The sequence below is a fragment of the Acidobacteriota bacterium genome (assembly GCA_026393675.1).
Lineage (GTDB): Bacteria > Acidobacteriota > Vicinamibacteria > Vicinamibacterales > JAKQTR01 > JBAXOX01.
Genome location: JAPKZQ010000034.1, coordinates 1 through 14,286 on the forward strand (window position 1 = coordinate 1; position 14,286 = coordinate 14,286).

Sequence of the window (14,286 nt, forward strand, 5' to 3'; positions counted from 1 at the left end):
GGTCTAATACTTCGGCGGAGGAATCAACCCCTCCCGGTGCCTGGGAGCTCCCCTAATTCTCTAACGAGGCCTGCCTCAGACCGTGCGACGAGACCCTCCGCTCCAGACATGCTCGAAGGTCTGAGGCATGGCCTCGTTAGTATTCTGCCATCAGCCATGCAATCTGTCCTGCTGACTTTTCTGGTGGTCACGCAGGGACTGGCCACCGGATCCTACATGGCCACGGTGACGGTGATGATGGAAGGCGTGTCGAACAGTCCGGCCCGAATCCCCGTGCAACTGGTCGTGCGCAGGTAGGCTGCCCGATGCCCGACACCCACGCAACAGGTCCGCACCAAGGAATGCCCGCTCTGCCGTGAGGTCATGCGCCTCAGGACGCGCGAACGGATCGAGCGCATCCCGGGAGCGAGCCAGACGGTCACGCTCGTCGTCAAGGAATGGGAGGGCCCGGAATGCTCCTACGAAGAGGAGTTTGACGACGACGAGTAGTGTGGCAGACGGGTTGGCGAGCGCCTGACCTGCCCCGAAGATCCGACCGGCGAACGGATCAGTCCGGAGATGGACCAGCGTGTGGTAGAGCCTGGAATCAGATTGGATCGGCGCCGCACTGGTCAGCGAGCGCCCAGCCGCAGCAGGATCTCCCGACGGGTCTCGTTATCGAACTGGTCAAATTCCAACGCCGATTCGCATTCGTCGCACAGCACTTCGAATACGGCCGGGCGGTTTTCTTCGGCCACGTTCACGTCAGAGCCTTCCAGCTGGACCACGTGCATCTGCAGGGTCTTCACAAGAAAATTCTTCGCGTTGCCGCAACTCGGGCACGCTACAGCCATTGTCAACTCCTTCACGCGCGAATCCGACACGCGCCTGCTACTGATTGTATGGAATGGCAGGCGATGGAGGCAATCAAGATCTTCGGCGGGCGGCCGTGAGGTATATTCGTCATGCTGGCATCCGCCGGCTGGCCAGTGGTGCACGGGCGGCGTGGAGTAAGCGCGACATGAGCACAACGACGTACGAAATCCGGTCTGAACTGCGTGGCGGTCATTGGGTGGCCTGGGTCGTCAGGACGCCGGACGGAAAGCCCGATGGATCAATCCTGCTGGTCGGCCGGACGAAGCAAGAAGCCGAGCAGCGCGCCGACGACTGGGCGAACGGCCGGGTGAAGTAGAACCGGTTTCGTAACCCGTTCTCGCGGCCTTGGCAAGCCGCGGTACGCAGGTTATGAAACCGTCTCCAGTGACGGGTAGACCAGCACGCCACGGACGGGTGCGTCGGGAAACAGCCCGCGCGCCGCCTCGACATAGACGTCGAGCTGGCGGCGGTCAGTCTCGCGAGGGACGCCGGTCTTGAAGTCGATGACGACGACCTCGCCGCTCGGGGCGCATGCCAGACAGTCGATGACGCCGCGCACGATCCGCGCTGGCGCGCCATCCATTCTCAATGACACCGGCACTTCATAGAAGCAGGTCGCGCCGCCGAGGATCGCGGCGATGTCCGACCGGCTCCGCATGCGTCGGTACACGGAGACGGCCTGCTCGACCAGTCCATCCGGATCCTCCGCATCGTGGCGTTCGTCCTCATCGAGCAGCGTCCTGGCCCGCGCCTTGACCACATCAGGGTCAGAATCGTTTACGCCAAACTGGAACAACCGGTGCACGAGACGACCGGCTGCGACGCGATCGCGACGCCCGGAGGCGCGGCCTTTGTACTCGAGTGCCGCCTGCGGAGCCACGACATCGGTGACGGCGGCGCGTACCACCGCACCGGGATCGGCGAGCACTCCGAAGTCGTCGTCTGAACGCGCCACGCTGGGGCTCGCGAACAGCTGGTCGTGTGTGGAGTTCCCTGTTGTCCCGTCTGCGGCATCGGCCGTCCGAGCATCGCCGCCCGTCCCCGACATCGCCGGGGATGGTGCCGCTACCGACCGGCGGAATCGGTGTACGCGGCCGGACGCGGCCTGCCACTCGATGTCGGCGCCACTCGCATCTGGTTGCGCCGCACGCGCCACGGCGTCGCGCAGCGTCTTGGGCAGCACACTGGCCAGACTGCCCCGTCCCGGTGTCAGGACGCCCTTCTTCGTGGCCGACGACAGGTACAGCCGGTCGCGGGCGCGCGTGATCGCCACGTACAGCAGGCGCTTGAGTTCCTCGCTGTCGCGATCGCCGACATCTTCATCGAACTCCGCCTGGAAGTCGCCCACGGCCACCGCTTCGTCGTCGGGCGCATTGGGCGCAATCCGGATCGGATCGGGAGGGCCGCCCGCCCCACGCGCGAGATTGACGACGAACACCACCGGAAACTCGAGGCCCTTGGCCGAGTGCACCGTCATCAGGCTCACGGCGTCGAGGGCATCCACCACCGCATTTGATTCGTCGCCCGCCGACAACTGGTCAAGATCGGCGGCCAGCCTCCCGAGCGTCAGGTACCCCCGGTTCTGGATGCGGCGAATGAGCGCCCGCATCTTCTTGACGTTCTCCCGCGCCTGCTCCGCGCGCGCGCCGCGGATCTCGAAGGCATACGCCGTACGGTTGAGAATCCAGTCCACCAGTTCGGCCGGCGGTATCCGGTCGGCCAGGGCGAGCCATTCGGGCACACTCGCCCGGATCGCACCCAGTACCCGCTGATCTTCCGCGTCGAGATCGCCAATCCCTTCGGGTGGGCGCCCGTCGGAAAGAGCCGTGGCCAATCCCGGCGCAAGGCGCTGGAGCCCCGGGTCGGACAGCCGCACGAACCGCGATCGGAGGAGCGCGGCGGCCCGCAGATCTGACGCCGGATCGGCCACGTATCTCACAAGCGCGACGATGTCCTTGACCTCATCGGCGTCAAAGAACCCGAGACCCTTGTACACGTACGAGGGGATACGGCGTGATTCCAGCGCCCGCTCGAATTCCCGGTGGCTCGATCGCGACCGGAACAGGATGGCCACATCGCCGGGCCGCATCGGCCGGCGTAGGCCAGTCTGGCGATCACGAACCGTCGCGCGTTCGACCAAATCGCTGATCTCGGCGGCCACGGCGGCCGCGCACGTCCGTGCCTCGTCATCCGCGATGACGCCCAGGACAGGCTCGGCCTTCTCATCGCCTGCGTCATCGTCGAGCGGAAACTGGTCGCGGTCGTCGTACCGGAATGCGTCGGACCGCTCCGGCGCTTTCACGACCTCCTGGAAAACGTCATTGGCAAACGCCAACAGGGGCGGCGCCGAGCGGAAACTCTGCCGGATGCTTCGCAGCGGATCCTCGCCCACCCTGAGAGCGCCGATCGCCTCCGCGGCTTCGTCCAGCACGGCGACTTCGGCGTCGCGGAACCCGAAGATCGACTGCTTACGATCGCCGACGATGAAGATGGACGGCCGGAGCGGTGCATCGTCAGCCAGACCCAGTCCTTCGCCCCAGGCGCGCACCAACTGCAGGACCAGCTCCCACTGGGCGCGCGACGTGTCCTGGAACTCATCGACCAGCACGTGGTGGTAGCGCGCCTCCAGCAGGAAGCGGCTGCGGGCGAACTCGTCCATCTGCGACAGGAGTTCGCCGGCGCGTGCGAGCAATTCGCCGAAGTCGAGCACGCCGTGCGATTCGAGTGTCCGGCGGTGACGGTCCGCGGCAATCTGGAACACCTGCCACACCGCCCGGGACAACACGACGTTGAGATCGCGTCGAAGCGCGCGCATGGCGTCATCGATGCCAACGGCTATCGCGGCGAGACGCTGCTGGTGCGTCGTTCGCGCCGTCTTGCTCGAGAAACACGTCTCATCGTACTCAGAGGGCAGGCGCTTGCGGGGATCGCCACCCTTGGTCAGGAAATGCGACCGCAGTTGATCGATCAGGCTCCGCAGCGACGCCGGGTCGGGATGCTCCGCTCGCACCATCGCACGGATGGCGGCCGCGAGCATCCTGAACCTGGGATGCCCGACGGGCCCTTCGTTCAGAAACGCCTCGAGACCGCCCGGCACCGCGCGCAGCACGTCGGTCAGCCGCTGCGCTCCACGGGCACACGCCAGGGGCCCGGTCATGTCGCGCGGCCCCGCCGCGAGCACGCGGCGCAGCACGAGGGCTGCGACCTGGCGCCGTCCCAGCAGCGCCGCGAGCCCCTCCCGCAGCCGGGCCTCGCCCAGTTGGGCGAAGAGCAAGGCGACGTCTTCATGGGTGCGCGCCCGGCTCCGGGCGATTCTCAACGTGCCGTCGAGTGACTCCTCCACGAGGCGCACCATCTCGGTTTCGTCGGCGACCTGGAAGTCCGGATCAAGATCGGCTTCGAGAGGGAATTCGCGCAGCAGCAACAGGCAGAACGCGTCGATCGTGCAGATGGCAATTTCGTTGAGTCGATCGCGCAGGGTCCGCCAACGCGCCGCGTCCTCGGGCGACTGGGTCGATGCACGGCGCAGGTCATCAACGATGCGCTCGCGCATCTCGGCCGCGGCCTTGCGGGTGAAGGTGATGGCCAGGATGTTGGCCGGATCAACGCCCTGTCTGATGAGGTTGACGTAGCGTCCCACCAGCACGCGAGTCTTTCCGGTGCCGGCCGATGCCTCGAGCACGACGTTATGACGCGGGTCGACGGCGGCGGCGCGGGCATCCGCGTCGTGAAGAGGCACCGCCCCGGGCGACTCACCTGCTGTACGAGACGAGGGTGGCACGTTACTCGTCACCGACGTAATCCTTCCGGCACACGGACGAAAACGGGCAGTGCACGCACTGGTAACGCGAGTGCGGCGATGGCGGAAACTCGCCGCGCTCAATGCGGTCGACCACGTCCAGCAGCCGCGCTTCGCCTTCGGCGAGCACGGCGTCGAGTTCGCCGGCGTTCTTTGCGAGCGGTGCGTAGTGCGTCTTGCCGAACGCAATGTAGGCCGCATCGGCCGGACGCCAGGAGCGTCCACGGTACCCCTCGAGCCGCTGACGCGCGCTTGCCGCGTAGGCCGGGAGTTGAACGACCTGGTTCTTCTCCGGCGCGCGCGATAGCTTGTAGTCCAACAGCCGGAACGTCCCGTCGGCCAGCAGGTCAATGCGATCAGCGGTGGCCTTGAGCCGCACGCAGCGTTCGGTGTCTCCCGATCTCAGGCGCGTCTCGCCGTTGAGGGAGAACTCCATCAACCGCTCCACGACCGGCATGGGGCGTTCAGCTTCAATCCGGAAGACAATCTCGCCGAAGCCCGACGCGACGGCCGAGCCCATCAGGCGCACACGCTGGAGTGCGGCATCGGATTCGGAGAGCATTGCCAGGCGTTCCTCGGCGATCTGCGCGAATCGGTTGCCCGCCTGGTCCAGGTTGTCCTGGGTAATCGCCCCGCCTCCGTCCTGCTGCCACACCTCGTAGAAGCGCTGAAGCACGTCGTGAACCAGCTTGCCCTGTGCCCGGGGTCCCAGCGATTCTTCATCGTCAGGGTCCTCTTCGAGGCGAAGCACCTGTGTCGCGAAGAAGACAAACGGGCAGGCCAGATACTGATCAAGCGCGCTGACCTTGTAGGCATCCACCCGGGGATTGAATGACTGTCCGTGGAATTGCGCCAGCGACGCCGCCGTGCGGTCACGCCGGATCGACAGCCAGTCTGACGCCGACTCGCGAAGCACATCAGCGCGTATCGGGTCGAGACGCAGCGCTTCCTCCTCGAAGATCCTGGTATGACGCGGCGTGTCGTCGCGCGAGACGGCCAGGCCGCTCTCTGACAGATCCTCGAGAAACGGTGACGGCTCGACAATGGCATCGTCTTCGAGCGTGAAGGTCGAGACCACCACCTGGCGCGACGGCGCGCGCAGCAGATCGCCGAAGGCCGCGCGCTCGGCCGCCCGCGCGTCGGGCTCGGCGGGCCAGCCAAGCTGGGACAGCAGTGCTGCCGGATAGAAGATGCTCCGGCGTTCGGAACCGGGCCATTCACGCTGCGTCAGACCCACCAGGTACAGCGTCTCGAAATCGCCGAAGCGCACGGCATCGGCATCCAGCAACTGCACACCAGATCGCCCCCGGTGCGGGGCGAACGTCTGCTGACCGATCCACCGCCGGATGGCAGCCGCGGTCTCAGCCAACACCCGCGGCTCGTCGTCATGCCGACGGTGCGCGTCGCGCAAGCTGCGGATCGACGCGTGAATGGCCGCGCGCGCGCGGAGGAGTCGTTCGCGTGTCGTGTCGTCGGCTCTCGATATCCGTTCGTGGGCGGTGAGAAACACGAGCACCGTCTCGAGGTGCGTCGAGGGGTGATCGGTTCGGGTGAGCGGCGCCAACTCGTCGGCGATTCGGACGGCCGCCAAGTATGCCGGCAGCGGCGAGGAGAATCGCCTCGATCTGCCGGACCCGGTGGTCCCCGCAGACGCAGCGGACCAGACGTCGGCGAGTCTCCGCAATTCCGCGGCATCGCCGAGAAACCGCGCATCACTCAACGCGCGATCGAAGGCGACGATGTCGGCCGTCGAGAGGCGCCGGCCATCCGCGTCGAATGCGAAGACCGGAGACGTGAGCAGCGCCACCAGCGCGGCACGAGCGAAGTTCCCGTCGACACATTCGAAGATGAGGTCGAGCGCGGCGGCATACGGCTCCGACGCCAGCGGCAGGGCATCAAATGCCTCGTACGGCACACCGGCAGATGGCAACACCTGGCTGGCCAGGTACACGTACGGCAGCGGGCGCTTGAACACGATGCCGGTTCGCCCAAGTCTTACTGCCCCACTTGGCGAGGAACCGTCGCGAGCATCGCGCTTGACGCGTCTGGCGACAGCGCCCAGTTCTTCTTCGCGATCGCGATGCACGCCGTAGAGCGGAGCGTCCGGGCCGGCCGGCGCCACCAGCACGGGAGACATGCCGGCGGGCACGTCGGGCCTGACTTCCTCGTCTATTCGAGGCAACAGATCGCGAATGCGAACGAGCAATCCCGCGTTGAGCGTCGATGCGGTGGCGACGATGTCGATGCGAGCCAGACCCGTAGCCCGGGCCAGCAGATCGAAATCCGCGAGCCACAGACCGTTGGCATCTCCGGCCCTGTCGGCCACGGCCACCACGACGTGTGTGAAACGGGCGACGGGCTCCTCGATCAGGCGCTCGCGTATCCGATGTTCGTCGAGGCCGCCCGTGGCGGTCAGCCGCGCCTCGTATCCCCGGAACGCCGCCGCCATGAACCGGGTCTGCGCGAGCAGGCGAACCGCTCCCCGATCGGTGTCAACCTCGCGCGCGAACCGTTCGCCGGTGAGCCGCTCGAAGTCGACAATTGAACGCAGGTGCCGGCGCAGGGCGTCGTAGAAGGCCAGCATCTCCGCCACGATGCCGGGGCGGATGGTGAAGGGCGGTTTCACACCATCCGCGATCGCCTCGCGCGCGGCTGCGCCGAGCAATACTTCACGTTCGTGAGACGACAGGCAGGTCTGGCCACCGGCCAACCCGTCGCGCAGCAGCGTCTGCCACTCGTCGCGCGTCACCAGGTGCGGCAGCACGATCGCGCGGCGGCCTGACGCGAGCGCGCGATCTTCGAACAGCCGCCGCAGTTGCTCCGCAGCGGTCCGCGTCGGCACGATCACCGCGCGGCTCCGGATAGCTGCGAGGTCGCCCGCGATGGCCAGTTCCAGCAGGCGCTCACGAAATTCGCGAAGATCGCGTGCCCGAATCAGCCGGGTCGTCCGGGGTGTGATCACCGGAACTTCGGGGGAGCGAAAAACGCGTTGATTTCGTCGCGGGCCCGTGCCACCAGCAGCAACGCGCCGGCCGCGGCTGCCGACGCGTTGCGGGCAGCCTCCAGGTCTGACGTCTGTATCGCCGTACGGCGAGTGCCCACGGCGGCCTGCATCAACTGCACGGCACTGACCAGCGCATCATGTGAGGCGTGGAGTTCATCAGGCGGCGACAGGAGCGCCGCGATAGCTCTGGCCTCAACCAGATGGCGTTCGGCGGCCGTCAGATCGCGAAGATCCGGGCCAGACATCGAACGGATGGCTTCGGCGGCCTTGGTGACATCGTCCAGACGCTTCAGGCTGCGCTCGATACCGCGCCGGTACGCACGATACGTCTCATGGCGATACTTCCATCGATCCAGATCGAGCCGCCTCTGCCGGGCCGTGTCAAGTTGTGATTCGAGTGCGGCCACCAGCGTCCTGATTTCCGCCTGGCGCCGGCGCCCAAACTGCTCGTCCTTCTGGTGGACATCGGCTAGCACGCGCTCGACACCCTTGACATCGGCCCGCGCCACGCGTCGGTCAGCATCCCCGGTGGCGCGTGACACGAGGTCGGCGTACTGACGGTCGGTTCGCGCCGCCACTTTCGCATCGTCGTTCAGCCGGCGCCGCGTCACCTTCACCCAGGCGGCGCCCATGGAGGGCTGGTTGCGACTGAGGGTCGCCAGAATTGCCGCCTGCAGGGACATCCGGTCAGCCGGCACATCGGTGGATCGGGCCACCTCGGCCGCCAGCTCGATCGATTCCCTGGTGGTCGGAGCATCCATCAGCGGCCCGGATGGCGGCTCCAACGATGCCACGAGATCGATCGAAAAATGACGCTCCCCGGCGTCGGCGCGAATGCCGGCAATGGTCTCCTCGACGGCGGATGCCAGGTCGCGGACGTCCGCGGCGCGGTAGCCGAAATGTTGCGCCGGCCATTCCACGAGGCGCCGCCGGGCTTGTTCGGCCACGGCCAGCCGCGCCACCGAGTCGCTCGAGAACGCGATGGACGTCAGCGCGCGTGCCATCTGGTCAGTCAACGCCTTGTAGTCGGATTCGCCGCGCGTCTGTGCGTACCGGCGGTACCGCACGGTGTCGGCGTAGAGATTGGTACGCTCCCAATCGATGACATCGGATGGCAGGCTGACCATCTGCAGCATGTCCGGGCGGTTCGGATCGCCCAGAGGCAGCGTGAAGGCCACGCGGTCACCAACGCGCGCGAACTCGCCCCAGCTGACCAGCGGCAGGCCGGTCTTCAGGAAGATGCGATACAGCGCGGGCTCGAAGTTGGGCTGTGCGGCGGCGCCGGCGACCGACACCAACAACATTCCCATCGCCAGCCATTCAGAGAGGCGATGGGCACGCCGGCACACCCCGCCACCGGCCGTCGTCGCCCGCCCGTGTAGGCGGGCTTTGGCCTGGCCACGCCGAAGCCGAAGCGGAGGCGGGTTGCCCTGCGATCCGGGCGCCGCGCTCCGGACTATCGTTGCCGTACTTCGGATTCGGGGCACTTGGCAAGCGTAGTGCGGGGTCCGGAGAGCGTCAAGCGAGACGTCGCCCACCGCCGGAAAACGGCCCTGTGGAAAAGCTGTGGATGTTGACGGGAAAGCCTGTGGACGACCGGACAATCGAAAAGAAACCACGCGGAAGAACATGGCGGCGCGCACGGCTCTCACCTGTGGATGCGACCTTCGTGCAGATCTTCGCTTGATTGCGTGAGTGAAACGCATAGAATGCATGAGCTTCCACAACGGTAATGTTCGGCGGCGGTAATCATCCATGGCGACGGTCATTCATCGGTTCGAAAAGGAAATCGGCGGACACCTCTATGTGATCGAAGCGTCCCCGATCCATGCGGATCGCTGGCGCGCTCAGATTGCGCGGCGGCCAGGGATGGCGTCGGCGCTGATGCCCTTCTATGGAGCGACGCCCGACGATGCCGCGACGCGGCTGGTCCAGTGGCTCTCGCTCGCGCACCACGTCTCGACCGACCCCGCCAAATAGGTTCACCCATGACGCTTCTGCGATCACGACTGGTCGTTGTCTGCCTTGGCCTGTTAATCGTCGGTACCACCGCCGCGGCGGCGGCCGAGCTGCCGCGCGTGAAGATGGTGGCCACCGGCGGCACGATCTCGAATCGCATGGGCGGCCGGCTGACGGCCAACGAGCTGGTCGCGATGATTCCCGACGTGCAGCGGTTCGCGCGGCCCGAGTTCGAGCAATTCTCCAATGTCGCGAGCTCCGAGATCACGCTTGACCAGTGGCTCGCCTTGTCGCGGCGGCTGAATGACCTGTTCGCCACGCAGCCTGATCTGGCCGGCCTTGTCGTGACATCCGGCACTGACACGCTGGAGGAACTCGCCTACTTCCTGCACCTGACCGTGCGCGACGAGCGGCCGGTCGTGGTTGTCGGGTCGATGCGCAATCCCAGCACGGTTGGCTACGAGGGCGCGGCGAACCTGCTCGAGGCGTTTCGCGTGGCGGCCTCTCCGGATGCACGAGGCAAGGGTGTGCTCGTCGTGCTGAACGATGAGATCAATTCGGCGCGCGAGGTGACGAAGACAGATGCGCTGAGGCTGCAAACGTTTCAGAGCCGCACCGTGGGCGTGCTGGGTGTGGTCGACGCGGACCGCGTCGTCTTCTACCGCGGCACCGTCAAGCGACACACGTCCCGCAGCGAATTCGACGTCTCGACGATCACCGCGCTGCCTCGCGTGGATGTCGTGATGGTGTACCAGGACGCGCCCGGCGATCTGATCAAGGCCGCTGTCGACTTTGGCGCGAAAGGAATCGTGATCGCGGCGGCCGGTGCCGGTGCCACCAGCGGCACGCAGTCGGACGCCCTCTCGTACGCGGCAGACAAGGGCGCGGTCGTGGTCACGACCACGCGCGCCGGCAGCGGCAGGATCTCGGGAGGGCGGTCGATGGGGGCGCCTCCGGCTGCCGTCATCGGCGCGACGCCCGCGGCGCCTGCGACCGTTCGAGCGAGCGGATCCGCCACGGGTGCTGGCTCACAGGCGACGGGCCCGGCTCAGGCTCCGCGCCGGCGTCGGGCCTTCGTGGGCGGCGAGGACCTGCAGCCGATCAAGGCCCGGATCCTGTTGATGCTCGCGCTGACGAAGACCAGCGACCCGGCCGAGATCCAGCGGATGTTCCTGGAATACTGAAAACGTGGTTCCACACCGCGTTTTCCTGGCGCGTTGGCGACTGGCTCCTGGTCGCTGGTTTGCGCTAGAATGTCTGTTCCATCGTATGTGGGCCAGTAGCGCAGATGGGAGCGCGCGTGAATGGCATTCACGAGGTCACGGGTTCGATCCCCGTCTGGTCCACCACCTCTTTCTTCCGTGATTCAACCCGGGTCAGGTGCTCTCGCGCGAGCCGTAGGACTCATTCACGTCAACGCGGCGGGTCTGATGCGCCGCAGAAAGACAAGGCCGTATGGATGTCTCTGATTGGCAGAAACGAGCAGGCGCGGTGATTGACGTCGGCAGCCTGCCGTCGTTCTCGCTCAAGGGGCGGGGCGGCATGGTCGGCAGGATCGGAATCATCCTGCTCGTCGTGATCGGGCTCTTCTCCACCTACTACCAGATCAGCCCGGACGAAGTGGGCGTCGTGCAGCGCTTCGGCCGGTTCATAGGAAAGACCGAACCCGGGCCCCACTTGAAGATCCCGTTGATCGACACGGTGACCAAGGTGCCTGTGCAGCGCCAGCTTAAGGCGGAGTTCGGGTTCCGGACGAAGGTCGCGGGCGTGCGATCAACGTTTGAGGAGGCCACCGACGAAACCAGCGGTGAGTCGCAGATGTTGACCGGCGATCTCAACGTGGCGGTCGTCGAGTGGATCGTCCAGTACAAGGTGAAAGAACCCGACAAGTACCTCTTCAAGGTCCGCAAACTCGACTCGACGAACCGGTACGAGGAGACGACGTTTCGCGACATGAACGAGGCGGTCATGCGGGCTGTGGTCGGCGACCATAGCGTTAACGAGGTGCTGACGGTCGGACGCGAACTGGTCCAGCTCGAGGCCAAGACGCAGTTGCAGCTGCTCTGCGACCGCTACGAAACGGGCCTCGAAATCCTCCAGATCGTGTTGCAGGACGTGAACCCTCCGGACAAGGTGAAGCCGGCGTTCAACGAGGTCAACCAGGCGATTCAGGAAAAGGAACGCAGCATCAATGAGGCCTGGGCCGACTACAACCAGACCGTGCCTAACGCGCGCGGCGAGGCCGAGCGGGCTATCCGCACGGCCGAGGGGTACGCCCTCGAACGCGTCAACAACGCGCGCGGCGACGTGTCGCGCTTCGTCAATATCTATGACGAGTATCGCAAGGCGCCCGAGGTCACCCGCCGGCGGCTGTACCTCGAGACCCTGAACGATGTCCTGCCGAAAACGGGACGCAAGCTCATCGTTGACGCGAATATGAAGGGGCTGCTCCCGCTCCTGAACCTCGACACGATCAAGCAGGAGGGCAAGCAGTGAAGACCCCAATCATCGCCGTCGTCATCGTGCTCGCCTTGCTGACGTTCTGGAGCGCGCTCTATACGGTCAGCGAGACCGAGCAGGCCATCATCACGCAGTTCGGCGAACTGGTCGGACAGGCGCACACCGATCCCGGCCTGCACATGAAGATGCCCTTCATCCAGCAGGTGATCAGGTTCGACAAACGCTGGCTCGAGTGGAGCGGCGATCCCACGCAGATCGTCACGAAGGACAAGAAATTCCTGTCGGTGGAAACCTACACGCGCTGGCGCGTCAAGGACCCCATCCTCTTCTATCAGCGCGTCAGGGACGAGCGCGCCGCGCAGTCGCGCCTCGACGACATCGTGGACGGCGACACGCGCAACGTTGTCGCCAGCAACGATCTCATCGAGGTCGTGCGCACCACCGATCGCAAGTTCGCCGAAATCGAGGAAATCGCCGACATGGGTACGGCCGAGGCGAGCAGGCCCATTACCACGGGACGCACGAAGATTACGCAGGCCATCCTCGAGAAGTCGCGTCCCATCGTGGCCGAGTTCGGCATCGAACTGGTGGACGTCCAGATCAAGCGCGTCAACTATGTGCAGGACGTCCAGCAGAAGGTCTTCGAGCGGATGATCTCCGAGCGGCGGCGCGTCGCCGAACGATCACGTTCGGAAGGCCAGGGCAAGGCGGCCGAGATCCGCGGCCAGAAGGAACGCGAGCTGAAGGGCATCCAGTCGGAGGCGTACCGCAAGGCCCAGGAGATCATGGGCAAGGCGGACGGCGAATCCACGCGCATCTATGCCGAGGCGTACAGTCGCGACCCGGAGCTTTACCAGTTCCTCAAGACGATGGAGACGTACAGGAGGACGTTCGGGCAGGACACGACGCTGATCCTGTCGACCGAGGGAGAGTTCTTCAAGTACCTGAAGCAGAGCCGATAAGGCGAGCGTAGTCGGCGGGCGTGTCGATGTCGGCACACGCGCCGTCGTCATCGACAGGCACGTTCACGAGATCCTGATCGTGCGCGCGGACCACGGCCTTCGCCCCGAGGGCCGGGTCCGCGTGCCGCAGTTCGTCAAACACCGCGCGCGCGAACAGCACCGGGTGCCCATGGCGGCCATGGCTCGCCGGACGAATAATCGGCGAGTGTGTGCGGCGGTAGGCCTCGAGAACAGCGGCAATCGTGCCTGCCGCAACCAGAGGCACGTCCACGAGGCCCACGACCACTGCCTCGACGCCTGGCTTGTCGGCCAGCGCGAGTCCCACGTGAAGCGATGAGAGTTGGCCGTCGTCGCGCCCGGGATTCTCGACGACTCGCGCCGGTATCCTGGCGTCGACGAGAGTCGCATCAACGGCGTCCCGCTCAGGACCAGTGACAACGACGAGATCGTCGATTCCAGCGGCGATGAACGCGCGCGCCAGGCGAACGACAAATGTGTCAGCCCCAATCGGAAGGAGTGCCTTGGGACGTCCCATCCGTGTCGAGGCCCCGGCCGCGAGAATCATGCCAATGACCATTGCGTGACTATCCTACACTTCGACTCCCCTGTGTGCCACGCCACAGTGACATTACATCCTCAGGCCGGCCGCGCGAGACCCGGGCAGGCGTCGTGCGCCCCAATCCCGGGAGACACCCGTAAATGTCGCTAACGGCTTGACTTCCAGTAGCGATGCCCCTACACTGGCGGCAATTCCCGACCCGATTGGCCCGCCAGGCCTTCGTCTCTACGGCGAATGTTCGGCGGTCAGGTCGTACGTGTGGGAGCCCCAGGACGATCCTGGGGAACATCTGTTCGGAGGATCAGGAAATGCAAACCGGGACAATCGCACGCCTCCTCATCGACAAGGGTTTCGGTTTTATCCGCGATGAGGCCGGCCTCGAGCACTTCTTCCACCGGAGCTCCGTGAGGGGCGCGGTTTTCGAGCTGTTGCGCGAGGGCCAGCGCGTGGAATTCGTGGTTGAGGAGTCGCAGAAGGGACCGCGGGCGGGCGACGTTCGTCTGATCGAGGGATAGGGATCATTCCGGCCGTCCGACTCCGGCGTTTGGTCGGGGCCGGCCTCGTCGCTCGTCCTCGTCGCGTGTCGTGATAGCTGCTGCTGGCGCCCCCCTGCGCGGGACTCACTCACGACCCTCCAGCGCGTCGAATCTGCCGACTCATCATCCGCCCGGGTTCAGGTGGGCGCTCG

Annotated in this window: 13 protein-coding genes and 1 tRNA gene; 9 read left to right on the forward strand and 5 right to left on the reverse strand. The window is 65.7% G+C overall.

What is annotated here, in order from left to right:
- The first annotated feature begins 156 nt into the window (after positions 1–156).
- Both NT151_08715 and NT151_08720 read left to right on the forward strand, forming a co-directional pair.
- Complete coding sequence (locus NT151_08715) at positions 157–297, forward strand: hypothetical protein (GenBank protein MCX6539000.1); 141 nt, start codon at positions 157–159, stop codon at positions 295–297.
- A gap of 66 nt (positions 298–363) precedes the next feature.
- On the forward strand, positions 364–489 hold the full coding sequence (locus tag NT151_08720) for a hypothetical protein (GenBank protein MCX6539001.1): 126 nt from the start codon (positions 364–366) through the stop codon (positions 487–489).
- Between the two features lie 122 nt (positions 490–611).
- Here NT151_08720 and NT151_08725 read toward each other — a convergent pair whose 3' ends face one another.
- The gene (locus NT151_08725; protein ID MCX6539002.1) at positions 612–848 is read right to left on the reverse strand and encodes a hypothetical protein; all 237 of its coding nucleotides are present in this window, start codon (positions 846–848) and stop codon (positions 612–614) included.
- A 152-nt stretch (positions 849–1,000) separates the two neighbouring features.
- Here NT151_08725 and NT151_08730 point away from each other — a divergent pair, with 152 nt between their 5' ends.
- Positions 1,001–1,171: a hypothetical protein gene (locus NT151_08730; GenBank protein ID MCX6539003.1), complete on the forward strand. Its 171-nt coding sequence runs from the start codon at positions 1,001–1,003 to the stop codon at positions 1,169–1,171.
- A gap of 51 nt (positions 1,172–1,222) precedes the next feature.
- Here the strand turns inward: NT151_08730 and NT151_08735 are convergent, their stop codons facing one another.
- The 3 genes from NT151_08735 to NT151_08745 are packed head-to-tail and all read right to left on the reverse strand — an operon-like array spanning position 1,223 to position 8,968.
- Positions 1,223–4,594, reverse strand: a complete 3,372-nt coding sequence (locus tag NT151_08735; GenBank protein ID MCX6539004.1) for a UvrD-helicase domain-containing protein — start codon at positions 4,592–4,594, stop codon at positions 1,223–1,225.
- A gap of 43 nt (positions 4,595–4,637) precedes the next feature.
- Positions 4,638–7,616, reverse strand: coding sequence for a PD-(D/E)XK nuclease family protein (locus tag NT151_08740; GenBank protein ID MCX6539005.1), 2,979 nt, complete (start codon positions 7,614–7,616; stop codon positions 4,638–4,640).
- Positions 7,613–8,968 carry a hypothetical protein gene (locus tag NT151_08745; protein MCX6539006.1) on the reverse strand — a complete coding sequence of 452 codons (1,356 nt, stop codon included), beginning with the start codon at positions 8,966–8,968 and terminating at the stop codon, positions 7,613–7,615. The genes NT151_08740 and NT151_08745 overlap by 4 nt, the downstream gene beginning before the upstream one ends.
- 445 nt (positions 8,969–9,413) lie before the next feature.
- Between NT151_08745 and NT151_08750 the strand changes: the two genes are divergently transcribed.
- The 5 genes from NT151_08750 to hflC all read left to right on the forward strand — a co-directional run bounded on the left by NT151_08750 (position 9,414) and on the right by hflC (position 13,039).
- Positions 9,414–9,638: a hypothetical protein gene (locus tag NT151_08750; protein MCX6539007.1), complete on the forward strand. Its 225-nt coding sequence runs from the start codon at positions 9,414–9,416 to the stop codon at positions 9,636–9,638.
- Positions 9,639–9,646: 8 nt separating this feature from the next.
- Complete coding sequence (locus tag NT151_08755; protein MCX6539008.1) at positions 9,647–10,801, forward strand: asparaginase; 1,155 nt, start codon at positions 9,647–9,649, stop codon at positions 10,799–10,801.
- Positions 10,802–10,890: 89 nt separating this feature from the next.
- A tRNA-Ala gene (locus tag NT151_08760) sits at positions 10,891–10,966 on the forward strand.
- Between the two features lie 193 nt (positions 10,967–11,159).
- On the forward strand, positions 11,160–12,113 hold the full coding sequence (hflK, locus tag NT151_08765; GenBank protein MCX6539009.1) for an FtsH protease activity modulator HflK: 954 nt from the start codon (positions 11,160–11,162) through the stop codon (positions 12,111–12,113).
- On the forward strand, positions 12,110–13,039 hold the full coding sequence (gene hflC / locus NT151_08770) for a protease modulator HflC (GenBank protein MCX6539010.1): 930 nt from the start codon (positions 12,110–12,112) through the stop codon (positions 13,037–13,039). Before hflK ends, hflC begins: the two co-directional genes overlap by 4 nt.
- Here the strand turns inward: hflC and NT151_08775 are convergent.
- Entirely contained in the window at positions 13,014–13,616 is a 603-nt protein-coding gene (locus tag NT151_08775) for a nucleotidyltransferase family protein (protein ID MCX6539011.1), read from the reverse strand. The two genes, hflC and NT151_08775, sit on opposite strands and share 26 nt — an antisense overlap.
- A gap of 290 nt (positions 13,617–13,906) precedes the next feature.
- Between NT151_08775 and NT151_08780 the strand changes: the two genes are divergently transcribed.
- A complete protein-coding gene (locus NT151_08780; GenBank protein MCX6539012.1) occupies positions 13,907–14,113 on the forward strand; it encodes a cold shock domain-containing protein in 207 nt (68 codons plus the stop codon).
- Positions 14,114–14,286 lie beyond the last annotated feature (173 nt).